We start from the raw sequence: 24,486 nt of genomic DNA on the forward strand, positions 1-24,486 counted from the left end.
GAGCCGGCCGCCCTTCACCTCTCCCCATGGGGGAGAGGTCGGATCGCCCAGCGATCCGGGTGAGGGGCTTCATCCCGAAGGTGCCGCCTGATGCGTATTCCCTGCCCCTATTGCGGCGAACGCGACGCCCATGAATTCGCCTATCTCGGCGACGCGACGCTGACGCGCCCGGACCCCGCCGCGCCGGACGCTGAACAGGCGTTCCACGACTATGTCTATCTGCGCGATAACCCGGCCGGGGCGCATGAGGAATGGTGGTACCACGCCAATGGCTGCCGCCAGTGGCTGCGCGTCACCCGCGACACCCGCACCCATGCCATTTCAGGCGCGGTCGCCGCGCGTGCGACCGAACAGGCGACGGGAGAGCCGGCATGAGCGCGCCCAACCGCAACCGGCTGACCAGCGGCGGCCTGATCGACCGGGCAAAGCCGCTCGGCTTCCGCTTCGACGGCACCGCCTATCGCGGCTATGAGGGCGACACGCTGGCCTCGGCGCTGCTGGCCAATGGCGTGCGGCTGGTCGGCCGCTCGTTCAAATATCACCGCCCGCGCGGCATCGTCGCAGCCGGCGCGGAGGAGCCGAACGCGCTGGTGGAGCTGCGCGCCGGCGCGCGGCGCGAGCCCAACACCCGCGCCACCGTCGCCGAGCTCTATGACGGCCTGGAAGCCGCCAGCCAGAACCGCTGGCCCTCGCTCGCCGTCGACGCGCTGAGCCTCAACCGCTTCCTGTCACCCTTTCTCGGCGCCGGCTTCTACTACAAGACCTTCATGTGGCCCGCCGCCTTCTGGGAGAAGCTCTACGAGCCGATCATCCGCCGCGCCGCCGGGCTCGGGCGGGCGGCGGAGGAGGCGGACCCCGACCATTATGAGAAGGCTACCGCCTTCTGCGACCTGCTGGTCATCGGCGCCGGCCCAGCCGGACTGATGGCGGCGCTCACGGCGGCGCGTTCCGGCGCGAGGGTGATCCTCGCTGATGAGGATTTTCTGCCCGGCGGCGGGCTGAATGCCGAGGCCGGCGACATCGACCGCCGGCCCGCCCCGGCCTTCGCCGCCCATGTCGTGGCGGAACTGATGAGCCTGCCCAATGTGCGGGTGATGCGCCGCACCACCGTGTTCGGCGTCTATGACAGCGGCACCTATGGCGCGCTGGAGCGCGTCAGCGACCATCGGGCCGAACCCCTGCCCTTCCAGCCGCGCCAGCGGCTGTGGCGGCTCATCGCCCGGCGCGCCGTGCTGGCGGCGGGCGCCACCGAGCGGCCCATCGTCTTCGGCGGCAATGACCGGCCGGGCGTGATGCTGGCGGGAGCGGTCGGCACCTATGTGCAGCGCCACGCCGCGCTGCCGGGGCAAAGGATCGCGCTGTTCGCCAATAATGACGGCGCGTGGCGGCAGATGCTGGCTGCCCATGCCGCTGGCGCGCCGGTGGAGACCATCATCGACGTGCGGGCGGAGATCGACCCCGCCCTCATGGCGGCGGCGCGGGCCGAGGGCCTCCGCGTGCTCACCGGCGCGCAGGTGATCGCCACCAAGGGCAAGACGCTCAGCGGGCTCACCGTCACCACCCGCTCGGGTACCGAGCGGATCGCCGCCGACACGCTCGCCGTCTCCGGCGGCTGGTCGCCTTCCGTGCATCTCACCTGCCACCATGGCGGCAAGCCCAGATGGGACGAGGCCATCGCCGCCTTCGTGCCGGGCACCTGCCCGCCGGGGCTCACCGTGGCGGGCGCGGCGCGGGGCGTCTTCGGCCTTGGCGCGTGTTTGAAGGACGGCGCGGCGATGGGTGCCGAGGCGGCGCAGGCGCTTGGCTTCACCGTGCCGGCGCCCGACGTGCCCGAGGTGGCGGATGCCCCCTTCGCCCTCACCCCGTTCTGGCATGTCGAAGGCTCGAAAGGCGCGGCCTTTGTCGACCTGCAGAACGATGTCACCGCCAAGGATGTCGGCATCGCCCACAGGGAAGGCTTCCGCTCGGTCGAACTTCTGAAGCGCTATACGACGCTGGGCATGGCGACCGACCAGGGGCGGACCTCCAACGTCACCGGCCTCGCCATCATGGCGAGCCTCACCGGCGCCTCGATCCCCGAGACCGGCACGACGATCTTCCGGCCGCCCTATACGCCGGTGTCGCTCGGCGCGCTGGCGGGACACCATCGGGGCAAGGACTTCCGCCCCGTCCGCCTCACACCGACTCACGAATGGGCGCGCGAGCAGGGTGCGGTGTTCATCGAGACCGGGGCGTGGCTGCGGGCGCAGTATTTCCCCCGCACGGGCGAAAAAGACTGGCTGGAGACGGTATCCCGCGAGGTGACGGCAGTGCGCGCCTCCGTGGGGCTGATCGACGTGTCGACCTTTGGCAAGATCGACCTGCAGGGCCGCGATGTCGGCGCCTTCCTCGACCGTGTCTACATCAACGGCTTCGCGGCGCTCGCCGTCGGCAAGGCGCGCTATGGCGTCATGCTGCGCGAGGACGGTATGGTGATGGACGACGGCACCACCGCACGCCTGTCGCCCGAGCATTATGTGATGACCACCACCACGGCCAATGCGGCCAAGGTGTTCCAGCATCTCGAATTCTGCCTGCAGGTGCTGTGGCCGGAACTCGACGTGGCGCTGTCTTCCGTCTCCGAGCAATGGGCACAGATCGCCATCGCCGGCCCGCGTGCCCGCGACGTGCTGGCGCGAGTGGCCGATGGCGATGTGTCCAACGCGGCGCTGCCCTTCATGGGCGCCATCGAGGGCACGGTCATAGGCGGGGTAAGGGCGCGGCTGTTCCGCCTCTCCTTCTCCGGCGAGCTCGGCTATGAGATCGCCGTGCCCGCCCGGCAGGGCGCGGCGCTGGCGCGGGCGCTGATGGCGGCGGGCGAGGAATTCGGCATCACCCCCTATGGCATCGAGGCGCTCGGCGTGATGCGGATCGAGAAGGGCCATGTCTCCGGCAACGAGCTTTCCGGACAGACCACGGCCGGCGATCTCGGCTTCGGCCGCATGGCTTCGACGAAGAAGGACTATATCGGCCGCGTGATGGCCGCCCGGCCGGGCCTCACTGACCCCGAGCGGCCGTGCTTCGTCGGCTTCAAGCCGGTGGACCCCTCGCGCCGGCTGCGGGCGGGGGCGCATTTCCTCCCCCTCGGCGCCGCGCCCACCATGGCGAACGACCAGGGCTACATGACCTCGGTGGCCTATTCCCCCCATCTTGGCCACTGGTTCGGCCTCGGCCTGATCCGGCGCGGGCCGGAGCGCCTCGGCGAGCGGGTGCGCGCCTATGACCCGGTGCGCGGCGAGGAAATCGAAGTGGAAATCTGCGCGCCCGGCTTCATCGACCCGGAAGGAGTGCGTCTTCGTGGCTGACCTTTCGTCTCCCGATCCCCTCGCGGGCCTTCCCTTCGACCGCGTGCCGCCCTCCGGCCGCTACGGCGCGGCGGGCGAGCCCGGCGTCACCGTCTCCACCACGGACACACCCTTCATCGCCCTTGTCGTCGCCCGTAAGGGCTTTGCCGCCAGCGTCGCCGCCCGGCTGGGGCGGGCCTTCGGGCTGGAGATCGCCGACCGGGCCGGCGCGGCGATGGGCGCGGCCTCCACCGTGGTCGGCACCGGGCCGGGACGCTTCCTCGTGCTGTCGAAGACCGAGCCGGACCTCGCCGGCACGCTGCGGGCGCTGCTGGGGGCGGAGGCGGCGATCACCGAACAGGACGACGCCTCTGTCACCTTCGACCTCACGGGCGAGAAGGTGCCCGATCTCCTCGCCAAGGGCGCGCTGATCGACCTCGACCCCCGCGTGTTTCTGCCCGGCCATGCCGCGACAACGGTGATCGCCCATATCGGGGTGACGCTGTGGCGGGTGAGCGAGAACGCCTGGCGCCTCCTCGTGGCACGCAGCTTTGAAGCCAGTTTCACCCGCTTTCTTGTCGCCAGCGGCGCGGAATTCGGCCTCGCTCTGGAGAACGGAACGGCGGGACGAGGTTGACGGTGGCGCGCCGCGCGCTTTCCCCTTCACCTCTCTCCGCCAGAGCCATTCCGGTGAATGCTACGCCGCCGGAACCCCTCTAACGCTCTGATCGCACGCAATTCCTATCGCGAAACCGCTAGGCACTTTTGCGGGAATTGCTCTAGAAGCCTGTCGGCGCGCGCATCACCGACGCCGCGACCGGCGTTTCGACGAGACCTGACATGACCGATACCCGCGACACCTATGTGCTCACCCTCTCCTGCCCCGACCGCCCCGGCATCGTCGCCGGCGTCGCCGGCTTTCTGTTCGAGCAGGGCGGCAACATCCTCGAAGCCCAGCAGTTCGACGACACGGAAAGCGGCCGCTTCTTCATGCGGGTGATGTTCGACCGCCCCGCCGGCGCCGGCTCGCTGGAGGCTCTGAAGAGCGATTTTGAAGCGGTGGCGGGAAAGTTCGCGCTCGACTGGCGCATGCGGCCGCGTGGCCGGAAGCCGAAGGTGATGCTGCTGGTCTCGAAATTCGACCATTGCCTCGCGGATCTGCTCTATCGCTGGCGCATCGGCGAGATTCCCATGGACATCGTCGCCATCGCCGCCAATTACCCGCGCGAGACCTATGCCCATCTCGATTTCGCGGACATTCCCTTCCACTACCTGCCCATCACCAAATCGACCAAGATGGAACAGGAAGCGCAGCTGTGGGAGCTGTTCCAGTCTTCCGGCGCGGAAGTGGCGGTACTGGCCCGCTACATGCAGGTTCTGTCGGATGGACTGTCGGCCAAGCTGTCGGGCCGCTGCATCAACATTCACCATTCCTTCCTGCCCGGCTTCAAGGGCGCCAAGCCCTATCATCAGGCGCATGCGCGCGGGGTGAAGCTGATCGGCGCCACGGCGCACTATGTCACCTCCGACCTCGACGAAGGCCCGATCATCGAGCAGGATGTCGAGCGCATCAGCCATCAGGACTCGGCCGAGGATCTCGTGCGCAAGGGCCGCGACATCGAGCGCCGCGTCCTCGCCCGCGCGCTGGCCTGGCATCTCGACGACCGTGTGCTGGTGAACGGGCACAAGACGGTGGTGTTCCGCGACTGAGGAGGCTTTCATGGTCGAAACCCGGCTGATCGACGGCAAGGCCTTTGCCGAGGCGATGCGCGCCCGGCTGAAGGGCGAGGTCGCCGCCTTCATCAAGGAGACCGGCGTGACGCCGGGCCTCGCCGTGGTGCTGGTGGGCGAGGACCCCGCCAGCGCGGTCTATGTCCGCAACAAGGGCAAGCAGACGCTGGAGGCCGGCATGGCCTCGATCGAGCACAAGCTGGCGGCGGACACCACACAGGACGACGTCCTGGCGCTGGTGCGGGCGCTGAACGCGGATGACAGCGTGCATGGCATTCTCGTGCAGTTGCCCTTGCCCCCGCATATCGACGCGCAGGCGGTGCTTGCCACCATCGACCCGGCCAAGGATGTCGACGGCTTCCATGTGGTGAATGCCGGCCGGCTGGCGGTGGGGCTCGACGCGCTGGTGCCCTGCACGCCGCTCGGTTGCGTGATGCTGTTGAAAGACACGCTCGGCAGCCTCGCCGGGCTGGAAGCGGTGGTGGTCGGGCGCTCCAACATCGTGGGCAAGCCGCTGGCGCAATTGCTGCTGCGCGAGGACTGCACGGTCACCCTCGCCCATTCGCGCACGCGCGACCTGCCGGCGGTGTGCCGGCGCGCCGATATCCTCATCGGCGCGGTGGGGCGGCCGGAGATGATCCGCGGCGACTGGATCAAGCCGGGCGCCACGGTGATCGATGTCGGCATCAACCGCATCACCGGTGCGGACGGCAAGGGCCGGCTGGTCGGCGACGTGGCGTTCGCGGAGGCGCAGGGCATTGCCGGGGCCATCACCCCGGTGCCGGGCGGCGTCGGGCCGATGACCATCGCCTGTCTGCTGGCCAACACGCTCACCGCCGCGCGGCGTCAGCAGGCGTGACGCGGCGGCGCTGCCGGCGCGTCAGATCGCCTGCGGGAAGCTGAACAGATTGCCGGGATCGACCGCCGCCTTGATGGCGGCGAGGCGCGGCAGGTTGGCGCCGTAATAGCGCGCGCGCCACTCGGCGAGCGAAGCGTCGGGGAAATTGACGAAAGCCCCGTGCCCGCCGGCATGGTCGACCGTATGGTAGAGCGCGTCCTGCCAATCCTTGGCGGCGCGCACGATCTCCGGCCGCACCGTATCGTCCTCGCTCCAGCTCACACCCACCACCGACAGCCAGCGGCTGGCGCGATGCACGAAGGCGCTCGCCGCCGGCGCGGTCTCGTTGATGCGCCCGCCGGTCTGGAAAAAGAACAGGTCGCCATGCGCGCCGGTGCCGGGCCAGCGCACCAGATGGTCGAACGCCTTGTCGAGGAAGGCGTCGGACGGCGCGGTGTCGAGAAAGGCCGAGCGCTCGCGGTACCAAGCGGGCGCGCCGGGCTCCATCAGGAAGGCTTGCGCGTCCCAATAGGGCAGTTCGCGGATGTCGGCCAGTTCAGGCGCGGCCACGGCCATCACCGGCTGCAGCAGCTTTTCCAGCCCCTGGCGGTCGCCGGCGAACTGGCCAAGCAGCGTGATCGCCACCTGCCGCCCGCCGACGTGAAGTTTGGGTGTTACGCCGGCGAGGCTGACGCGAGTGCCGAGCGTCACCGGCGCGTCGTCAAGCGCGGCGAACAGGGCGCCGGCGACTTTCCGCGTGTTCTGGCGCCAGACGATGCGGAAGGCGGTGAGCTGAGGATCGGCCGGCACGGTGTCGAAGGTGAAGGAGGTGCTCACCCCGAAATTGCCGCCGCCCCCACCCCGGATGGCCCAGAACAGATCCGGCTCCTCGCTGGCGGAGAGGGTGCGCACCCGGCCATCGGCGGTGACGATCTCGGAGGCGACGAGATTATCGGAGGCGAGGCCGAGCCGGCGCATGTTGAAGCCGATCCCGCCGCCGAGCACGAAGCCGGCGACGCCGACCGTGGGGCAGCGGCCATGCGTCATCATCCGCCCGGCCTGGCGCAGCGCGTCATAGATCGGCTGGTTGATCGCGCCGGCGCCGACCTTGGCCCGCCCAGTAGCCGGGTCATAGGCGATGGTGTTCATCGCCGCCATGTCGATCAGCAGGCCATGGGTGGTGGAGAAGCCGGCATAGGAATGGCCGCCGCCGCGCAGGGCGAAGGGCACTTCGTAATCTTGGCACCAGCTCAGCACGTCGCCGATCATCTGCGGCGTGCGGCAGCGCACGATGCCTTCCGGCCGCACATGGCGGAAGCGCAGATTGTTCGGCATCGCCTCGGCGGCGAAGCCGGCATCGGAGGGGCGCAGCAGCGCGCCATCGGTGATCCGGGCCAGCGCCTGCCAGCGATCGACCGGCGGACTTGGTGCCGGAGCGGAGGCAGGGACCAGCGCGGTGGTCGGCGCCTCTTGCGCCCGCAGTGGTGCGAAGCCAGCCAGCGCGGCGCTGGCCGCCGTGCCGAGGAGAAGACTGCGGCGGTTCAGCCGTGGCGCTGCGTTCATCTGGTCGCTCCCCCGAGGCGTGGCTACAGGACCTTTCGCAAAGCGGCCCGCGCACCTTTTGCCCATGCGTCCCATATTGATGGCGACTTGTGAAGGGGACGACGATAACTCTCAGGGTTGCGTTAATCTACTCCTGATTGCAGTGATCGCCGCAAGCCCCCTGCCCGGCGGCGGCGCTCACACCCGGGTCATGCGGTTCCAGGCGTCCAGGCCAGCAATCTTGTAGGCTTCGGCAAGGGTGGGATAGTTGAACGTGTTCTCGATGAAATAATCGATCGTGCCCTTGAGGTTGAGCACGGCCTGGCCGATGTGGATCAGCTCGGTGGCGCCCTCGCCGACGATGTGGACGCCGAGCAGGCGGCGCGTCTTCACCGAGAAGATCATCTTCATCATCCCACTGTTCAGCCCCATGATGTGGCCGCGCGAGGTTTCGCGGAAGCGGGCAATGCCGCATTCATAGGGAATCTCGCGCTTGCGCACCTCCTCCTCGCTCATGCCGACGGTGGAGATTTCGGGAACCGCGTAGATGCCATAGGGGAAGAACTCCGGCGGCGGCGGCGGCTCCAGCCCGAAGGCGTGGCAGGCGGCGACGCGGCCCTGTTCCATCGAGGTGGAGGCAAGGCTAGGGAAGCCGATGACATCGCCCGCCGCATAGATGTGCGGCACGGCGGTCTGCAGCGTTTTCGGCTCGACGGTGATGCGGCCGCGATGATCGACGCTGAGGCCGGCGGCTTCCAGATTCAGCCGGTCGGTGGCGCCGACACGGCCGGCGGCGAAGAGCAGCATGTCGGCCTGGACGGTGCGCCCGTCCGCCAGCTTGCACACCGGCCGCTCGCGCGCATCCAGCGTGATGGCGCTGACGGCGGCGCCGAGCCGCAGCCCGACATTGCGGTCGCGCAGTTCGTGGGTGAACTCCTCGATCAGTTCCTTGTCGATGAAGTCGAGAAAGGTCGAGCGCGGCTCGATCAGGGTCACCGACACGTCGAGCGCGCTGAAGATCGAGGCATATTCCACACCGATGACGCCGGCGCCGATGACGGCGAGGCTGCGCGGCAGGCGCGGCAGATCGACGATCTCGTCGCTGTCGAACACGCTCATGCCGTTGAACGGCACATAATCCGGCCGAAACGGGCGGGTGCCGACCGCGATCAGCACATGCGCGCCGGTGACGGTGTCGACCTCGCCGCCCTCTCCGGTGATCTCGATGGTGTGCGGATCGAGAAAACGCGCCTCGCCGCGTGCGGTCTTCACCGCGTTGCGGGCGAACTGGTGTTCGAGAACCTCGACCTCGTGGTCGAGCGTCTTGTGCAGTCGCGCCATAAGATCGGCGGCGCCGATATCCTGCTTCACCCGGTAGGAACGCCCATAGAAGCCGCGCTCGCGCCAGCCGGAGAGGTTGAGCACGGTCTCGCGCAGCGTCTTGGAGGGGATGGTGCCGGTGTGGACCGAGACGCCGCCCACGCGGCGGCCCTTCTCAATGACCAGCACCGACTTGCCGATCTTGGCCGACTGGACGGCGGCACGGCGGCCGGAGGGGCCGCTGCCGATGACAATCATGTCGAAATCATACATGGCGCGACGAACCGTCCTGTGGCAACGAGGTAGGGGCACGCCCTTCGATGCACGATGAATGCCAAGGCTCCATGACAGTGCCGGGCGGACACATGACGGCGCGATCCTGCCCGGCGCGGCTTTCCGGGGGCTTGCTTTTGCCGGCAAACCGCGTCCCATCGGCTGGGTGAACAAGGGGGAAGCTGGCGTGACGGATGGACGGCGCAAAGCGCGCGCAACAGTGGCTGAGGTGCCGGCGGAGGACCTGACCACCGGTTCGGGCGCCCCGGTGGCGCGCGAGCGTACGCTGGAACAGGCGCTTGGCCATCAAGTGCGGGCGATCCGCAGGGATCTCGACCTCACCGTCTCTGATGTCGCGAGCGCCGCCGGGATCTCGGTCGGCATGCTCTCCAAAATCGAGAACGGGCTGATCTCGCCCTCGCTGGCGACGCTCCAGTCGATTTCCACCGTGCTCAACGTGCCGATCTCCACCCTGTTCACCAGCTTCGAGGAAAAGCGCGACTGCTCCTTCGTGCCGGCCGGAGGCGGGGTGCGCATCGAGCGGCGCGGCACCAAGGTGGGGCATGAATATGAGCTGCTGGGCCATGCGCTCGGCGGCGAGGTCGGGGTGGAGCCCTATCTGATAACGCTGAGCGAGGAAGCGGTGCCGTATACCGGCTTCCGCCATGCAGGGGTGGAGTTCATCCACATGCTCTCCGGCGAGGTGATCTACCGCCATGGCGACCGCACCTATCACCTCAAGCCCGGCGACTCGCTGCTGTTCGACAGCGCCGCCACCCATGGGCCGGAGGAGTTGCTGGTACGGCCGATGCGCTACCTCTCCATCATCATGTACCCGCGCGAGAACGAACGCTGAGGCCGGAACCGGACACCGCGACATTTTCCTCAGAAGAAAATTATATTCACGCTGATTGACGCGTGCCCGCGCCGCTCCTACAAGAGGAGGCACGGCCTCATGGCCCTTGCCCTTCCCTTGCCTGCAGGAGTTCTCAAGCCATGTGCGGCATTGTCGGCCTGTTCCTGAAGCAGCCGAAGCTGGAGCCGGAACTCGGCGCCCTGCTTTCGCAGATGCTCGACATCATGTGCGACCGGGGGCCGGATTCCGCCGGCTTCGCGGTCTATGGCGGCGGCACGCCCGGCTTCGTGAAACTGACGCTGCGCGGCCCCGCCGGCACCGATTTCGCCACGCTCGGCGAGGCGATCGGCCACCCCATCCTTCCCCGCGACACCCACGGCGTGCTGAGCGTGCCGGTGGCGGAGGAAACGGCGGTCCGCGCCGCGCTCGCCCGCCTCGCGCCGGAGCTGCGCGTCGTCGGGGCCGGCACCCGCATGGAGCTCTACAAGGAAGTCGGCCTGCCTGCCGATGTCGCCAAGCGCTTCAAGCTGGAAGAGATGAGTGGCACCCACGCCATCGGCCACACCCGCATGGCGACGGAAAGCGCGGTGACAACGGACGGCGCCCACCCCTTCTCGACCGGGCCGGACCAGTGCCTGGTGCATAACGGCTCGCTTTCCAACCATGCCGGCGTGCGCCGCCTGCTGGCCCGCGAGGGGCTTCCGGTGACGACGGAGAACGACAGCGAGGTCGCCGCCGCCTACCTCACCTACCGCATGCGCGGCGGCGATACGCTGGGTGAGGCGCTGGAGCATTCGCTGGGCGATCTCGACGGCTTCTATACCTTCGTCGTCGGCACCGAGAGCGGCTTCGGCGTGCTGCGCGACCCCATCGCCTGCAAGCCCGCCGTCATGGCGGAAACCGACGACTACGTCGCCTTCGCCTCCGAATACCGGGCGCTGGCCGGCCTGCCGGGCATCGAGACCGCGCGGGTGTTCGAGCCGGAACCGGCTAAGGTCTATTTCTGGGATCGCGCCGCATGAACCTCTCGCTGAAGCCTGCCACCGCCGAGGGCGAAACCCTCGTCGACCTCGCCACCACTCCCCTGCGCGAGCTGAACGGCGCCCTGCACAAGCTGACGCCCGACACCAACCAGACGCTGTGGAAGATCGCCCACCCCGCCGGCCGTCACGCCATCGCCGCCGGGCTCGACGTGCCGGTGACCATCGAGATCGACGGGCCGGTCGGCTATTACTGCGCCGGCATGAACAAGCAGGCGCGCGTCATCGTGCATGGCAATGCCGGCGTCGGCGTCGGCGAGAACATGATGAGCGGACTCATTCATGTGAAGGGCGACGCCAGCCAGGCCGCCGGCGCCACCGCCCATGGCGGGCTGCTGATCATCGACGGCAACGCCTCGGCACGCTGCGGCATCTCGATGAAGGGCATCGACATCGTGGTGAAGGGCTCGGTCGGCCATATGAGCGCCTTCATGGCGCAGGCCGGCACCCTCACCGTGCTGGGCGATGCCGGCGAGGCGCTGGGCGACAGCCTGTATGAAGCCAAGCTGTTCGTGCGCGGCTCCGTCGCCTCGCTCGGGGCCGACTGCATCGAGAAAGAGATGCGCGAGGAGCACAAGGCGCTGCTGGCCGAGAAGCTGAAATCGGCCGGCCTTCTGGGCGAGGTCGATATCGCGGAATTCCGCCGCTACGGCTCGGCCCGCACGCTCTACCATTTCCACGTCGACAACGTGTCGAGCTATTGAGGGCGCGATGACCGACCACAGCCACACCCCGCGCACCACGCCGCGCTCTTCCGCCACCTTTGACGACTACACGCTCTCGGAAATCCGCCGCGCGGCGGCGACCGGCATCTATGACATTCGCGGCGGCGGCGCCAAGCGCCGGGTGCCCCACTTCGACGACCTGCTGTTCCTCGGCGCCTCCATGTCGCGCTACCCGCTGGAAGGCTACCGCGAGAAGTGCTCCACCGAGGTCGTGCTCGGCACCCGCTTCGCCAAGAAGCCGATCGAGTTGAAGATCCCGATCACCATTGCCGGCATGAGCTTCGGCTCGCTCTCGGCCAATGCCAAGGAAGCGCTCGGGCGCGGCGCCTCGGCCATGGGCACCTCGACCACCACGGGCGATGGCGGCATGACCAATGAGGAGCGCGGGCACTCGACCCAGCTGGTCTACCAGTATCTGCCCTCGCGCTACGGCATGAACCCGGACGACCTCAAGCGCGCCGACGCCATCGAGGTGGTGGTCGGCCAGGGCGCCAAGCCCGGCGGCGGCGGCATGCTGCTCGGCCAGAAGATCACCGAGCGCGTCGCCGCCATGCGCACCCTGCCCGTCGGCATCGATCAGCGCTCCGCCTGCCGTCACCCGGACTGGACCGGACCGGACGATCTTGAGATCAAGATCGAGGAACTGCGCGAGATCACCGATTGGGAAAAGCCGATCTATGTGAAGGTCGGCGCCGCCCGCCCCTATTACGACACAGCGCTCGCCGTGAAGTCGGGCGCCGATGTGGTGGTGGTCGACGGCATGCAGGGCGGCACCGCAGCGACGCAGGAAATCTTCATCGAGCATGTCGGCATCCCGACGCTGGCCGCCGTGCGCCAGGCGGTGAAGGCGCTGCAGGACCTCGGCATGCACCGCAAGGTGCAGCTCGTCGTCTCCGGCGGCATTCGCAACGGCGCGGACGTCGCCAAGGCGCTGGCGCTCGGTGCCGACGCGGTGGCCATCGGCACCGCCGCGCTGGTGGCGCTGGGCGACAACGACCCGCATTACGCCGCCGAATATGAGGCGCTCGGCACGCGTCCCGGCGCCTATGACGATTGGCATGAGGGCCGCGACCCTGCCGGCATCACCACGCAGGACCCGGAGCTGATGAAGCGGCTCGACCCGGTGGCCGCCGGGCGGCGCCTCGCCAATTATCTCGCCGTGCTGACGCTGGAGTGCCAGACCATCGCTCGCGCCTGCGGCAAGAGCCATGTGCACAATCTGGAGCCGGAAGACCTCGTCGCGCTGACCATTGAGGCCGCCGCCATGGCCAATGTGCCGCTCGCCGGCACCGACTGGATACCGGGACGCAACGGCGGATTCTGATCATCAACCCCGCGCCTCGGCGCGGGGTTTGCACGTCATGACGACCAACGAGCCCGAACGGGCCGGGGAACAGCGAAACCGGATAGCACCATGGCCACTGATCTTGCCCAAGCCGATCTGAAGCATGCCGCCAAAGAGCTCGGCATCAAGTACTTCCTGATCTCCTATGTCGACCTGTTCGGCGCGCTCCGGGCGAAACTCGTGCCCGCGAGCGCCATCAGCGGCATGCAGAAGTCTGGGGCGGGCTTTGCCGGTTTCGCCACCTGGCTCGACATGAGCCCGGCCGATGCCGATCTGTTCGCCGTTCCCGACGCCTCCAGCCTGGTCCAGCTGCCGTGGAAGCCGGAAGTCGGCTGGCTCGCCTCCGACTTGGTCATGAATGACGAACTGGTGGCGCAGGCGCCGCGCAACGTGCTCAAATCCACCATGCTCGGCGCCGAAAGCCTCGGCTATGTTATGAAGACCGGGGTGGAGTGCGAATTCTTCCTGACCAATGCCGACGGCACGAAGATTTCCGACGCCGCCGACAACGCCACCAAGCCCTGCTACGACCAGTCCGCCCTGATGCGCCGCTACGAGGTGATCAAGGAAATCTGCGACAGCATGCTCACGCTCGGCTGGCGCCCCTACCAGAACGACCATGAGGACGCCAACGGCCAGTTCGAGATGAACTGGGACTTCGCCGATGCGCTGACCACCGCCGACCGGCATGTGTTCTTCAAGTTCATGGCGCGCTCCATCGCCGAAAAGCACGGGCTGCGTGCCACCTTCATGCCCAAGCCCTTCATCGACCTCACCGGCTCGGGCTGCCACATGCACACCTCGCTCTGGAGCCCGGAGGGCGCCAATCTGTTCGAGGACGAGACGGGCGAGCTCGGCCTCTCCGCCCTCGGCTACGGCTTCATCGGCGGGCTGATCCATTCGGCTGACGCGCTGTGCGCCTTCACCAACCCGACGGTGAATTCCTACAAGCGCATCAACGCCCCGCGCACCGTTTCCGGCGCCACCTGGGCCCCCAACACCGTCACCTATACCGGCAATAACCGCACCCACATGATCCGCATCCCCGATGCGGGCCGCCTGGAACTGCGCCTGCCGGACGGCGCCGCCAACCCCTATCTCGCCCCCGCCGCCATGCTCGCCGCCGGGCTCGACGGCATCCAGAACCAGCGCGACCCCGGCAAGCGTCTCGACATCAACATGTACACCGACGGCCACAAGGTGAAGGGCGCCAAGAAACTGCCGCTGAACCTGCTCGACGCCATCCGCGCGCTGGAAAAGTCGAACGTGCTGCGCAGCGCGCTGGGCGCGCCGCTGGTGGACGGCTATGCCAAGCTCAAGCACGAGGAATGGAACGCCTATTCGCGCCACCTCACCCAGTGGGAACGCGACAACACGCTGGATATCTGAGGGGCTGCCTGCTTCGAGGCCGCCCGCCGGGCGGCACCTCAGCATGACGGAAGTTGCGCCGGCGGGCCTGTGTGGCCTACGCCCGTCATCCTGAGGTGCCCGGCAAAGCCGGGCCGCGAAGGACCCACGCGGACGGGACCGGGCAGATCCCTCCTGCTGCCCTCACTCCCTGACCGAGAACGGCACCACGTCGCGCCGGTCGGGATCGAGCACGATGGCGCGGTCGAGCGGGGGGAAAGCGCGCTCGGGGCAGGCGGTGCGCGGGCAGATGCGGCAATTGACGCCGAGCGGCGCGGGAGCGGCCGCCTTCAGGTCCAGCCCGTCGGCATGGACGAGTTCACCGGCATAGGAAATCTCGCAGCCAATGCCGAGAGCGAAGCGGCGCTCGCGCGCACCGTGGCGCAGCGCCGGCTTTGACGTGCCGCGCGCGAGGCAGAGATAGCGCGCGCCGTCCGGCATCTCACCGAGCTGCACCAGCGTGCGGGCCGGCTGCTCGAACGCCTCGTGCACGTTCCACACCGGGCAAGCGCCGCCATAGCGGGCGAACTGGAAGCGCGTGGCGCTGTGGCGCTTGATGACATTGCCGGCGCGATCCACTTTCAGGAAATAGAACGGCACCCCCTTCTCGCCCGGCCGCTGCAACGTCGAGAGACGGTGGCACACCTGCTCCAGGCTCGCCCCGGTGAGCGCGGCCAGCCGGTCGAGATCGTGCCGCGTCTCCCGCGCCAGCCGGGCGAAGCGGCGATAGGGCAGCAAGAGCGCGCCGGCAAAATAGTTCTGCAGCGACAGCCTGCACACGTCGCGCGCGGTGGGGCTGCGGAAGCCGGCCTCCTGCACATGCTGGTCGATGAGGTCGCTCTGCTCGAAGCGGGCGAGAAAGGCGGCGAGGCGGAAGGCGCGGCTCGGCGGGTCGAGCGTGCGGGCCAATGTCGCCACCCGGCGGTGGCGGTCATAGGCCAGCAGCGGCGCGTCGAGCCGCGCGGCGGGCGCCATCTCCACCGTAATGTCGTGGCGGTGGCGCAGATGTGCTGCCAGCACGCCCACCGCGTCGTCGCGGCCGAACAGGTCGAGCGCGGCGTTCCGCTCCTCGCCGGCGCGGTCGAGCCCGTCGACATAATTGTCGATGTAGTGGAAATGGTCGCGCACTTCCTCATAGGGCGCGAGATTGCGCGCCTCGTCCGGCGCCGCCCCGTCCACCTCGCGCGCCACCGAGACCCGCGCGTCCTCCTGCGCGGCGCGGCGTTCCTCCAGCCGGCGCAACGCCCCGTGCAGGCGCAGGAAGGCATGGGCGAAGGCGGGCGCGTGTGTGGTGGCGTTCTTCAGGTCCTGCAGGCTCGGCTCGATGCCGCGAAACACCGGATCGGCCAGCGCCTCGCGCAGATCGGCGACCACGCGGTCGAGATCGTCGGCGCCGAAGCGGGTGATGTCGAGATCGAACACCCGGCTGATGGCCAGCAGCACGGCAGCGGTGACCGGGCGCTGGTTGCTCTCGATCTGGTTGATGTAGCTCGGGGAGAGCGACAGGCGCCGGGCGAAATCCATCTGGGTCAGGCCGAGCCGCTCGCGCACATGGCGGACCGCGTGGCCGGCGAAGACTTTTCGGGACATGATCGCCTCCTGCGGAACCATTTACAGAGCATCGTCACCGTGAGGTGCTGGCCGGAGGCAAGCCTCGAAGAATGGCCGCTCACGTGCGCCCGGACGAACATCCTTCGAGGCTCGTTACGCTCGCACCTCAGGCTGACAGCGCGCGAGGCGGCGGCATAGACCGTCGATTTTGTGAAATTTTTACAACTTCATGATCCGCATTTTCACAGCTTATGTTCTCCCTCGCAAGCGCCTAGAAAGGCTGCACAGGCCCGCGCGCACAGCTCGCCTTCGGAGGAGCGCCATGAAGCCCATTCTCGACGAACTCGAACAGCGCCGCGCCGGCGCGCGAGCCGGCGGCGGCGAGAAGCGCGTCGCTGCCCAGCACACGCGCGGGAAGCTCACCGCCCGCGAGCGGCTGGAGCTGCTGCTCGACACCGGCTCCTTCGAGGAATTCGACACCTTCGTTCAGCACCGCTGCACCGATTTCGGCATGGACAAGGCCGAGAAGATTCCCGGCGACGGCGTCGTCACCGGCTGGGGCACGGTGAACGGTCGCAAGGTGTTCGTCTTCGCCAAGGATTTCACCGTATTCGGCGGCTCGCTCTCGGAAGCGCACGCGGCCAAGATCACCAAGATCCAGGACATGGCGCTGAAGGTGCGGGCGCCGATCATCGGCCTGTTCGACGCCGGCGGCGCGCGCATCCAGGAAGGGGTGGCGGCGCTTGGCGGCTATGGCGAAGTGTTCCGCCGCAACGTGCTGGCGTCCGGCGTCATTCCGCAGATCTCGGTCATCATGGGCCCCTGCGCCGGCGGCGATGTCTATTCCCCCGCCATGACCGACTTCATCTTCATGGTGCGCGACACCTCCTACATGTTCGTCACCGGGCCGGAGGTGGTGAAGACCGTCACCAATGAGAGCGTGACGGCGGAAGAACTCGGCGGTGCCAAGGTGCACACGACAAAGTCCTCGGTGGCCGATGGCGCTTTCGAGAACGATGTCGAATGCCTGCTGCAGATGCGCCGGCTGATTGACTTCCTGCCGGCTTGCAATCGTTCCGGCGTGCCGGTGTGGCCGAGCTTCGACGATGGCGAGCGGCTGGACCCTTCGCTCGACACGCTGGTGCCGGACAATCCGAACAAGCCCTACGACATGAAGGAGTTGATCGGAAAAGTCGCCGACGAGGGCGACTTCTTCGAGATCCAGGAAGGTTTCGCCAAGAACATCCTCACCGGCTTCGGCCGGATCGAGGGGCGCACGGTCGGCTTCGTCGCCAACCAGCCCATGGTGCTGGCCGGGGTGCTGGACGCCGACGCCTCGCGCAAGGCGGCGCGTTTCGTGCGCTTCTGCGATGCGTTCGAGATCCCGATCGTCACCTTTGTCGATGTGCCCGGCTTCCTGCCCGGCACGGCGCAGGAATATGGCGGGCTGATCAAGCACGGCGCCAAGCTGCTCTTCGCTTACTCGCAGGCCACCGTGCCGCTGGTGACGGTGATCACCCGCAAGGCCTTTGGCGGCGCCTATGACGTGATGGCCTCCAAGCATATCGGCGGCGATGTAAACTACGCCTGGCCCACCGCGCAGATCGCTGTCATGGGCGCCAAGGGGGCGGTTGAGATCATCTTCCGCGCCGACATCGACGACCCCGAGAAGATCGCGGCGCGCACGAGCGAATATGAGCAGCGCTTCCTCTCGCCCTTCGTGGCGGCCGAGCGCGGCTATATTGACGAGGTGATCACCCCGCGTTCGACGCGAAAGCGCATCGCCCGCGCGCTCGCCATGCTCGCCTCGAAGAAGATCGAAGCGCCGCTGAAGAAGCACGATAACCTGCCGTTGTAGCGACCTTTCTCCCTCTCCCCGTCGGGGAGAGGGTTGGGGTGAGGGGCAACGCAGCCTCGACATCCCGAAGCCGCCCTCCCCCTCACCCGGCGCTCCGCGCCGACCTCTCCCCGACGGGGAGAGGTGAAGTAGAGGCCCCGAGAACAATGTTCTCCAAGATCCTCATCGCCAACCGTGGCGAGATCGCCTGCCGGGTCATCAAGACCGCCCGGCGCATGGGCATAAAGACCGTCGCGGTCTATTCCGATGCCGACCGCGACGCGCTGCATGTGGCGATGGCGGATGAGGCGGTGCACATCGGCCCGGCGCCAGCCGCGCAGTCCTATCTCGACGCGGAGAAGATCATCGCCGCCGCGAAGCAGACCGGGGCGGAGGCGATCCATCCCGGCTATGGCTTTCTCTCCGAGCGGGCAAGCTTCGCCACCGCGCTGAAAGAAGCCGGCCTCGTCTTCATCGGCCCCAATCCGGGGGCGATTGAGGCGATGGGCGACAAGATCGAATCGAAGAAGGCGGCGGCGACGGCCGGGGTTTCCACCGTGCCGGGCTATCTCGGCGTTATCGAGGATGCGGCGCACGCGGCCCGCATCGCCGACGAGATCGGCTATCCCGTCATGATCAAGGCCTCGGCCGGCGGCGGCGGCAAGGGCATGCGGATCGCCCATTCCCGCGACGAGGTGCAGGAGGGGTTCGACCGCGCCCGCTCGGAAGCGAAGTCCTCCTTCGGCGACGACCGGGTGTTCGTCGAGAAGTTCATCGTCCAGCCGCGCCATATCGAAATCCAGGTGCTCGGCGACAAGCACGGCAACGTCATCTATCTCGGCGAGCGCGAATGCTCGATCCAGCGCCGCAACCAGAAGGTGGTGGAGGAAGCCCCCTCGCCGCTGTTGGACGAGGCCACGCGCCGGAAGATGGGCGAGCAGGCCGTGGCCCTCGCCAAGGCGGTAAACTATGACAGCGCCGGCACGGTCGAATTCGTCGCCGGGCAGGACAAGTCGTTCTATTTCCTTGAAATGAACACCCGCCTGCAGGTGGAACACCCGGTGACGGAACTCGTCACCGGCATCGATCTCGTCGAGCAGATGATCCGCGTCGCGGCGGGCGAACCGCTCGCCCTCCGGCAAGAGGAGGTGACGCTCACCGGCTGGGCGGTGGAAAGCCGCGTCTATGCCGAGGACCCCTATCGCGGCTTCCTGCCCTCCATCGGCCGTCTCACCCGCTATCGCCCTCCGGCGGAGGGAGTGACGAACGGCATCACCGTGCGCAACGATACTGGCGTCTATGAGGGCGGGGACATCTCGCTGTTCTACGACCCGATGATCGCCAAGCTGATCACCCACGCCCCGACGCGCGCGGCGGCGATCGAGGCCCAGGCGGACGCGCTCGACGCCTTCGCCATCGACGGCATCCAGCACAACATCCCCTTCCTCTCGGCGCTGATGACGCATGAGCGCTGGCGGGCGGGCCGGCTCTCCACCGGCTTCATCGCCGAGGAATATCCTGACGGCTTCCACGCCACCGCGCCGAGCGCAAAGCTCGCCCGCACGCTGGCAGCGGTGGCGGCGGTGATCGACAATGTCGGCAATGCGCGAAAGCGGAAGATCTCCGGCCAGCTCGCCGGGCGGCCGGTGGTTTTCGAGCATCAGCGCGTGGTGCGGCTCGGCGGCTTGACGCTCGCCTGCGAGGTGGACCGGGCGGCGGGCGGCTTTATCGTCAGCTTCCTCGATGAGGCCGGCCGGCCGGTCTCTACCCATGAGCTGCGCTCGAGCTGGCACCCCGGTGAGCCGGTGTGGAACGGCGTGTTCGACGAGGAGGCGTTCGCCGTGCAGGTGCGCCCGCGCCTCAATGGCGTGGCGCTGGCCCATCGCGGCATCGCGGTGGAGGCCCTCGTCTATACAAGGCGCGAGGCGGAACTCGCCGCGCTGATGCCGGTGAAGCAACAGGCCGGCAGCGGCAAGCACCTGCTCTGCCCGATGCCGGGCCTCGTCCTCTCCGTCGCGGTCAGCGAGGGGCAGGAGGTGAAGGCCGGCGAAACGCTGGCGGTGGTGGAGGCGATGAAGATGGAGAACGTGCTGCGCGCCGAGCGCGACGCCACCGTTGCTAAGGTCCACGCCAAGGCCGGCGACAGCCTGGCGGTCGACGCCGTCATCCTCGATTTCGCCTGAGGAGAGGCCGATGGACCCGCGCCCGCTCGATCTCGACCTCGACAGCTTCCCGCCCGCCACGCGCGCGGACTGGCTCGCCCTGGTCGACGGTGTGCTGAAGGGCGGCGCCTATGACAAGCGTATGGTGACGCGCACGGCCGACGGCATCCGCCTCGACGCGCTGCCCGAGCGGCGGCGGGACGCCGCCCCTATCGCCGGGCGCCCGGCGGGGGCGCCGTGGAAGGTGATCGCCCGCATCGACCATGACGACGCCGCCAGCGCGAATGCGCAGATGCTGGCCGATCTCGACGGCGGCGCCGATGGCGTCGCGCTGGTCTTCGCCTCCGCCCCCTCCGCCGCCGGCTTCGGTTTGCCGCTGCGGCATGAGGAAGTGGTGGCCGCGCTGGACGGGCTGCTGCCCGAGATGGCGACGCTGCGGGTGGAGGCGGGCGCCTATCAGGGCCGCGATGTCGCCCTCGCTCTGGCCCGGCTCTACGAGAAGGCCGACCCGGCGGCACTCGACCTGCGCTTCGGCCTCGATCCGATCGGCGATTTCGCCGCGCTGGGCGCCGCGCCAATCGAATGGGACGCCTTGGCCGCCCGACTCGGCCAGACCGTCACCGCGCTGCACGGGCGCGGCCTCACCGCGCCGATGGTGCGAGCGGATGGGCGCGTTCACCAAGCGGCCGGCGCCACCGACGCGCAGGAACTCGCGGCCGTGCTGGCCACCGCCACCGCCTATCTGCGCGCGCTGGAGGGGGCCGGCCTGCCGCTCGACGTGGCGGCGCGGCAGATCGAGGTGACGCTGGTTGCCGATGTCGACCAGCTCGGCACGCAGGCGAAGCCCCGCGCCTTCCGCCTGCTGTGGCAGGCGGTTCTGGAGGCGTGCGGGCTCGCCCCCTCGCCGGTTCCCATCCACATGGAAACCGCGTGGCGAAGCCTGACCCGGCACGATGCGCAGGTGAACCTGTTGCGCGGCACCATCGCCGCCTTCGCTGCCGGGGTGGGCGGGGCGGACAGCGTGACCGTGCTGCCCTTCACCCAGGCGCTGGGCCTGCCGGACGCGGATGCGCGGCGGCTGGCGCGCAACACCCAGATCATCCTGATGGAGGAATCCAACCTTCACCGCGTCGCCGATCCCGGCGCCGGGGCGGGCGCCATCGAGGAACGCACCGAAACGCTGGCAGCCGCCGCGTGGGAGCTTTTTCGCGCCATCGAGCGCGAGGGCGGTATGGTGGAATCGCTCGCCTCCGGCGCGTGGCAGCAGCGAGTGGCGACGGCCCGCCGGGCACGGGCGCAGGAGGTGGCGACGCGCAGGCTGCCGATCACCGGCACGTCGGAATTCCCGCTGCTCAGTGAAAGCATGCCAAGCGTGCTCGCGCCCGCCCGCCCCCGCCCCGCCGCCGCGCCGGCCGAGGGCGCGCTTCTGTGCGAGCCGCTGGTGGGCGAGCGCCTTTCCGAACCGTTCGAGCGGCTGCGCGCGACGGGCGCCGCCGCGCGGCCATCGGTGTTTCTCGCCGGGCTCGGCACGCCGGCCGATATCGCCGCCCGCGCCGGCTTCGCCCGTGCCGCCTTCGAGGCGGGCGGCATCGCGGCGACGGGCAATGACGGCTTCACCGATCTTCCGGCGCTGGTCGCCGCGTTCCGCACCTCTGGCGCCCGTCTCGCCTGCCTGTGCGGTTCCGACGCGAACTATGCCGAGCGCGCCAGTGAGGCTGCCCGCCAACTGAAGGAAGCCGGGGCCGTTACCGTCTATCTCGCCGGCAAGCCGGGCGAGGACGAGGCGACCCAGCGCGCCGCCGGCATCGACGCCTATCTCGCCGCGGGCCTCGACCTCGTCGCCTTTCTGGGCGACGCCCAGGCCCGGCTCGGCCTTGGCCGCAGGAGGGAACCATGAGCCCGGCCATCCGTTGCCCCAGGGGTTGCTCTCATGCTGCCATCAACCTAGGGACAGACCATGAAAACGCTGACTCACGGGTGGAAGAGCGCCACCTGCGGCGCGGCGCTTTGGGGGGCGCTGCTGATGCCGCCGGCAATGGCGCAGCAAGCGACCGAACTGAGCCTGCACGACGGGCTGTGGGACGTGTCGGCCGAGCCGGTGTCCGGGCCCTGCGACAAAAGGCTGGATTTCCGGCTCGCCGTCGAGGGCGGCCAGATCCGCTATGGAGGGCTGTGGCCGGTGGATGCCACCGGCACGGTAAGCGCGCTCGGACGGATCGAGATCCGCGTGGTGCGGGGCGAGGATACGCTCTCCGCGCGCGGCGTTGTGCGCGGGGATGTGGCCACCGGCAAATGGCAATCGGCCGAGAAGAACTGCAGCGGCTCCTTCGTGGCGCGCCGGGCCTAGGCGTCAGCCCCTCTTACCGGGAGGGCGCTCGATGAGCCGCATCCCGGATTTCGCCGCCCGCGACTGGCAGGCGCCGCCCCCCCCCGCGCCTGACGCCGGCGCCGCCGACTGGGCAACGCCGGAGGGGCTCGCGGTGAAGCCGCTCTATGGGCCTGCTGACATTGCCGGGCTTGGGGCGGTCGACAGCTATCCCGGCATCGCGCCCTATCTGCGCGGGCCCTACCCCACCATGTACGCCACCCAACCCTGGACGATCCGGCAATATGCCGGCTTCTCCACGGCGGAGGATTCAAACGCCTTCTACCGCCGCAACCTCGCGGCGGGGCAGAAGGGGCTTTCCGTCGCCTTCGATCTCGCCACCCATCGCGGCTACGATTCCGACCATCCGCGCGTCGCCGGCGATGTCGGCATGGCGGGAGTGGCCATCGACTCGATTCTCGACATGCGCACCCTGTTCTCCGGCATCCCGCTGGACCAGATGAGCGTGTCGATGACCATGAACGGGGCGGTGCTGCCGATCCTCGCGCTCTATGTCGTGGCGGCGGAGGAGCAGGGGGTGACGCCAGCCCAGCTCTCCGGAACCATCCAGAACGACATCCTCAAGGAGTTCATGGTCCGCAACACCTATATCTACCCGCCGGCCCCCTCGATGCGGATCATCTCTGACATTTTCGCCTTCACCTCCAAGGAGATGCCGCGCTTCAACTCGATCTCGATCTCCGGCTATCACATGCAGGAGGCGGGGGCGACGCAGGATCTGGAGCTCGCCTATACGCTGGCCGACGGCGTCGATTATGTGCGCGCCGGGGTAGCGGCGGGGATGCCCATCGACAGCTTCGCGCCGCGCCTGTCCTTCTTCTGGGCGATCGGCATGAATTTCTTCATGGAGGTCGCCAAGCTGCGCGCCGCCCGGCTGATCTGGGCGAAGCTAATGAAGAATCTCGGCGCCCAGAATCCCAAGTCCCTGCCGCTGCGCACCCATTCGCAGACCTCGGGCTGGAGCCTGACGGCGCAAGACGTGTTCAACAATGTCATGCGCACCATGGTGGAGGCGATGGCGGCGACGCAGGGGCACACCCAGTCGCTGCACACCAACGCACTGGACGAGGCGCTGGCGTTGCCGACCGACTTCTCCGCCCGCATCGCCCGCAACACGCAGCTGGTGCTGCAGCAGGAAAGCGGCACGACGCGTGCCATCGACCCCTGGGGCGGCTCGTTCTTCGTGGAAAGGCTCACCGCCGATCTGGCGCAAAAGGCGCTCGCCCATATCGCCGAGGTGGAAGCGCTGGGCGGCATGGCCAAGGCGATCGAGGCCGGCATTCCCAAGCTGCGCATCGAGGAAGCCGCCGCCACCACCCAGGCGCGAATCGATTCCGGCGCCCAGACCGTGGCCGGCGTCAACAAATACCGCCCCGTACGGGAAATGCCGATCGACGTGCTCAAGGTCGACAACTCCGCGGTGCGCGCGGCGCAGCTCGACAAGCTGGCGCGGCTGAAGGCCGAGCGCGATCCGCAGGCGGTGGCGCAGACGCTGGCCGCGCTGGAGCACGGCGCGCGCGGCGGTGCCAATTTGCTCGCCCTCGCCATCGATGCCGCCCGGGCCAAGGCGACGGTGGGCGAAATCTCCGATGCGCTGGAGCGCGTCTTCGGCCGACACCGGGCGGAAATCCGCGCGGTCTCCGGCATCTACCGGCGGGAGGCGGGAGCGATGGGCGACAGGGTTGCGCAGGTGCGGGCGCGTGTCGAGGCGTTCGAGCGCGAGGAAGGCCGGCGCCCGCGCCTCCTCGTTGCCAAGGTCGGGCAGGACGGGCATGACCGCGGGCAGAAGGTGATCGCCTCCGCCTTCGCCGATCTCGGCTTCGACGTCGATATCGGCCCGCTTTTCGCCACGCCCGAGGAAGCCGCCCGGCAGGCGGTGGAGAACGACGTGCACGTGATCGGCATTTCCTCGCTCGCCGCCGGGCACCTCACTCTGGTCCCGCAGGTGAAGGCGGCCCTCGCCGCGCAGGGGCGGCCGGACATCATGGTGGTGGTGGGCGGCGTGGTGCCGCCGCAGGATTATGACGCCGTGCGCGCCGCCGGGGCCGAGGCGATCTACCCACCCGGCACGGTGATCGCGGAAGCCGCCGGTGAACTGGTCGACACCATCGCCGCCCGCCTGGGCCACGCCAAGGACGCGGCGGAGTAGA

At 68.6% G+C, this 24,486-nt stretch carries 18 protein-coding genes; 15 read left to right on the forward strand and 3 right to left on the reverse strand.

Translation table 11 applies throughout. The features are described from left to right. Positions 1–90: 90 nt before the first annotated feature. From ACP2AH_RS13660 to folD, 5 genes are all read left to right on the forward strand, one after another. Complete coding sequence (locus tag ACP2AH_RS13660) at positions 91–375, forward strand: sarcosine oxidase subunit delta (protein ID WP_425106302.1); 285 nt, start codon at positions 91–93, stop codon at positions 373–375. Next, complete coding sequence (locus tag ACP2AH_RS13665; RefSeq protein WP_425106303.1) at positions 372–3,344, forward strand: sarcosine oxidase subunit alpha family protein; 2,973 nt, start codon at positions 372–374, stop codon at positions 3,342–3,344. The genes ACP2AH_RS13660 and ACP2AH_RS13665 overlap by 4 nt, the downstream gene beginning before the upstream one ends. Further along, on the forward strand, positions 3,337–3,960 hold the full coding sequence (locus ACP2AH_RS13670; RefSeq protein WP_425106304.1) for a sarcosine oxidase subunit gamma: 624 nt from the start codon (positions 3,337–3,339) through the stop codon (positions 3,958–3,960). The genes ACP2AH_RS13665 and ACP2AH_RS13670 overlap by 8 nt, the downstream gene beginning before the upstream one ends. 203 nt (positions 3,961–4,163) lie before the next feature. Next, complete coding sequence (gene purU / locus ACP2AH_RS13675) at positions 4,164–5,033, forward strand: formyltetrahydrofolate deformylase (RefSeq protein ID WP_425106305.1); 870 nt, start codon at positions 4,164–4,166, stop codon at positions 5,031–5,033. A 10-nt stretch (positions 5,034–5,043) separates the two neighbouring features. Further along, the gene (gene folD, locus ACP2AH_RS13680; protein ID WP_425106306.1) at positions 5,044–5,913 is read left to right on the forward strand and encodes a bifunctional methylenetetrahydrofolate dehydrogenase/methenyltetrahydrofolate cyclohydrolase FolD; all 870 of its coding nucleotides are present in this window, start codon (positions 5,044–5,046) and stop codon (positions 5,911–5,913) included. Positions 5,914–5,934: 21 nt separating this feature from the next. On the opposite strand, the gene ACP2AH_RS13685 is transcribed toward folD, so the two are convergent. Together ACP2AH_RS13685 and sthA are read right to left on the reverse strand one after the other, a co-directional pair. Next, positions 5,935–7,455: an FAD-binding oxidoreductase gene (locus ACP2AH_RS13685; RefSeq protein ID WP_425106307.1), complete on the reverse strand. Its 1,521-nt coding sequence runs from the start codon at positions 7,453–7,455 to the stop codon at positions 5,935–5,937. Positions 7,456–7,632: 177 nt separating this feature from the next. Continuing rightward, a complete protein-coding gene (gene sthA, locus ACP2AH_RS13690; protein WP_425106308.1) occupies positions 7,633–9,027 on the reverse strand; it encodes a Si-specific NAD(P)(+) transhydrogenase in 1,395 nt (464 codons plus the stop codon). 220 nt (positions 9,028–9,247) lie between these two features. Between sthA and ACP2AH_RS13695 the strand changes: the two genes are divergently transcribed. The 5 genes from ACP2AH_RS13695 (at position 9,248) to glnT (ending at position 14,382) form a co-directional block, all read left to right on the forward strand. Continuing rightward, entirely contained in the window at positions 9,248–9,883 is a 636-nt protein-coding gene (locus tag ACP2AH_RS13695) for a helix-turn-helix domain-containing protein (RefSeq protein WP_425106309.1), read from the forward strand. Between the two features lie 140 nt (positions 9,884–10,023). Continuing rightward, positions 10,024–10,905 carry a class II glutamine amidotransferase gene (locus tag ACP2AH_RS13700; RefSeq protein WP_425106310.1) on the forward strand — a complete coding sequence of 294 codons (882 nt, stop codon included), beginning with the start codon at positions 10,024–10,026 and terminating at the stop codon, positions 10,903–10,905. After that, a complete protein-coding gene (locus ACP2AH_RS13705; RefSeq protein WP_425106311.1) occupies positions 10,902–11,627 on the forward strand; it encodes a protein glxC in 726 nt (241 codons plus the stop codon). The genes ACP2AH_RS13700 and ACP2AH_RS13705 overlap by 4 nt, the downstream gene beginning before the upstream one ends. A 7-nt stretch (positions 11,628–11,634) precedes the next feature. Then, a complete protein-coding gene (locus tag ACP2AH_RS13710) occupies positions 11,635–12,972 on the forward strand; it encodes an FMN-binding glutamate synthase family protein (RefSeq protein WP_425106312.1) in 1,338 nt (445 codons plus the stop codon). Positions 12,973–13,062: 90 nt separating this feature from the next. Next, positions 13,063–14,382 carry a type III glutamate--ammonia ligase gene (glnT, locus tag ACP2AH_RS13715; protein ID WP_425106313.1) on the forward strand — a complete coding sequence of 440 codons (1,320 nt, stop codon included), beginning with the start codon at positions 13,063–13,065 and terminating at the stop codon, positions 14,380–14,382. Positions 14,383–14,544: 162 nt separating this feature from the next. On the opposite strand, the gene ACP2AH_RS13720 is transcribed toward glnT, so the two are convergent. After that, positions 14,545–15,990, reverse strand: coding sequence for a helix-turn-helix domain-containing protein (locus ACP2AH_RS13720; RefSeq protein ID WP_425106314.1), 1,446 nt, complete (start codon positions 15,988–15,990; stop codon positions 14,545–14,547). A gap of 283 nt (positions 15,991–16,273) precedes the next feature. Here ACP2AH_RS13720 and ACP2AH_RS13725 point away from each other — a divergent pair, with 283 nt between their 5' ends. From ACP2AH_RS13725 to scpA, 5 genes are all read left to right on the forward strand, one after another. Continuing rightward, on the forward strand, positions 16,274–17,809 hold the full coding sequence (locus tag ACP2AH_RS13725) for an acyl-CoA carboxylase subunit beta (protein ID WP_425106315.1): 1,536 nt from the start codon (positions 16,274–16,276) through the stop codon (positions 17,807–17,809). 146 nt (positions 17,810–17,955) lie between these two features. After that, the gene (locus ACP2AH_RS13730; RefSeq protein WP_425106316.1) at positions 17,956–19,971 is read left to right on the forward strand and encodes an acetyl-CoA carboxylase biotin carboxylase subunit; all 2,016 of its coding nucleotides are present in this window, start codon (positions 17,956–17,958) and stop codon (positions 19,969–19,971) included. Positions 19,972–19,981: 10 nt separating this feature from the next. Beyond that, positions 19,982–21,847 carry a methylmalonyl-CoA mutase family protein gene (locus ACP2AH_RS13735; RefSeq protein ID WP_425106317.1) on the forward strand — a complete coding sequence of 622 codons (1,866 nt, stop codon included), beginning with the start codon at positions 19,982–19,984 and terminating at the stop codon, positions 21,845–21,847. Between the two features lie 60 nt (positions 21,848–21,907). Beyond that, positions 21,908–22,297: a hypothetical protein gene (locus ACP2AH_RS13740; protein WP_425106318.1), complete on the forward strand. Its 390-nt coding sequence runs from the start codon at positions 21,908–21,910 to the stop codon at positions 22,295–22,297. Positions 22,298–22,328: 31 nt separating this feature from the next. After that, a complete protein-coding gene (gene scpA / locus ACP2AH_RS13745) occupies positions 22,329–24,485 on the forward strand; it encodes a methylmalonyl-CoA mutase (protein ID WP_425106319.1) in 2,157 nt (718 codons plus the stop codon). Position 24,486: the final 1 nt, after the last annotated feature.

Source organism: Ancylobacter sp., assembly GCF_965249975.1.
In the GTDB taxonomy this organism is placed as follows: Bacteria; Pseudomonadota; Alphaproteobacteria; order Rhizobiales; family Xanthobacteraceae; genus Ancylobacter.

What these genes read in the sequence shown, in the direction of transcription:
- scpA (WP_425106319.1), top strand. Translation starts at nt 22,329, where the DNA reads ATGAGCCGCATCCCGGATTTCGCCGCCCGCGACTGGCAGGCGCCGCCC.
- ACP2AH_RS13730 (WP_425106316.1), top strand. Translation starts at nt 17,956, where the DNA reads ATGTTCTCCAAGATCCTCATCGCCAACCGTGGCGAGATCGCCTGCCGG.
- ACP2AH_RS13700 (WP_425106310.1), top strand. Translation starts at nt 10,024, where the DNA reads ATGTGCGGCATTGTCGGCCTGTTCCTGAAGCAGCCGAAGCTGGAGCCG.
- folD (WP_425106306.1), top strand. Translation starts at nt 5,044, where the DNA reads ATGGTCGAAACCCGGCTGATCGACGGCAAGGCCTTTGCCGAGGCGATG.
- ACP2AH_RS13685 (WP_425106307.1), bottom strand. Translation starts at nt 7,455, where the DNA reads ATGAACGCAGCGCCACGGCTGAACCGCCGCAGTCTTCTCCTCGGCACG.
- ACP2AH_RS13660 (WP_425106302.1), top strand. Translation starts at nt 91, where the DNA reads ATGCGTATTCCCTGCCCCTATTGCGGCGAACGCGACGCCCATGAATTC.
- purU (WP_425106305.1), top strand. Translation starts at nt 4,164, where the DNA reads ATGACCGATACCCGCGACACCTATGTGCTCACCCTCTCCTGCCCCGAC.
- ACP2AH_RS13740 (WP_425106318.1), top strand. Translation starts at nt 21,908, where the DNA reads ATGAAAACGCTGACTCACGGGTGGAAGAGCGCCACCTGCGGCGCGGCG.
- sthA (WP_425106308.1), bottom strand. Translation starts at nt 9,027, where the DNA reads ATGTATGATTTCGACATGATTGTCATCGGCAGCGGCCCCTCCGGCCGC.
- glnT (WP_425106313.1), top strand. Translation starts at nt 13,063, where the DNA reads ATGGCCACTGATCTTGCCCAAGCCGATCTGAAGCATGCCGCCAAAGAG.
- ACP2AH_RS13710 (WP_425106312.1), top strand. Translation starts at nt 11,635, where the DNA reads ATGACCGACCACAGCCACACCCCGCGCACCACGCCGCGCTCTTCCGCC.
- ACP2AH_RS13705 (WP_425106311.1), top strand. Translation starts at nt 10,902, where the DNA reads ATGAACCTCTCGCTGAAGCCTGCCACCGCCGAGGGCGAAACCCTCGTC.
- ACP2AH_RS13725 (WP_425106315.1), top strand. Translation starts at nt 16,274, where the DNA reads ATGAAGCCCATTCTCGACGAACTCGAACAGCGCCGCGCCGGCGCGCGA.
- ACP2AH_RS13735 (WP_425106317.1), top strand. Translation starts at nt 19,982, where the DNA reads ATGGACCCGCGCCCGCTCGATCTCGACCTCGACAGCTTCCCGCCCGCC.
- ACP2AH_RS13720 (WP_425106314.1), bottom strand. Translation starts at nt 15,990, where the DNA reads ATGTCCCGAAAAGTCTTCGCCGGCCACGCGGTCCGCCATGTGCGCGAG.
- ACP2AH_RS13665 (WP_425106303.1), top strand. Translation starts at nt 372, where the DNA reads ATGAGCGCGCCCAACCGCAACCGGCTGACCAGCGGCGGCCTGATCGAC.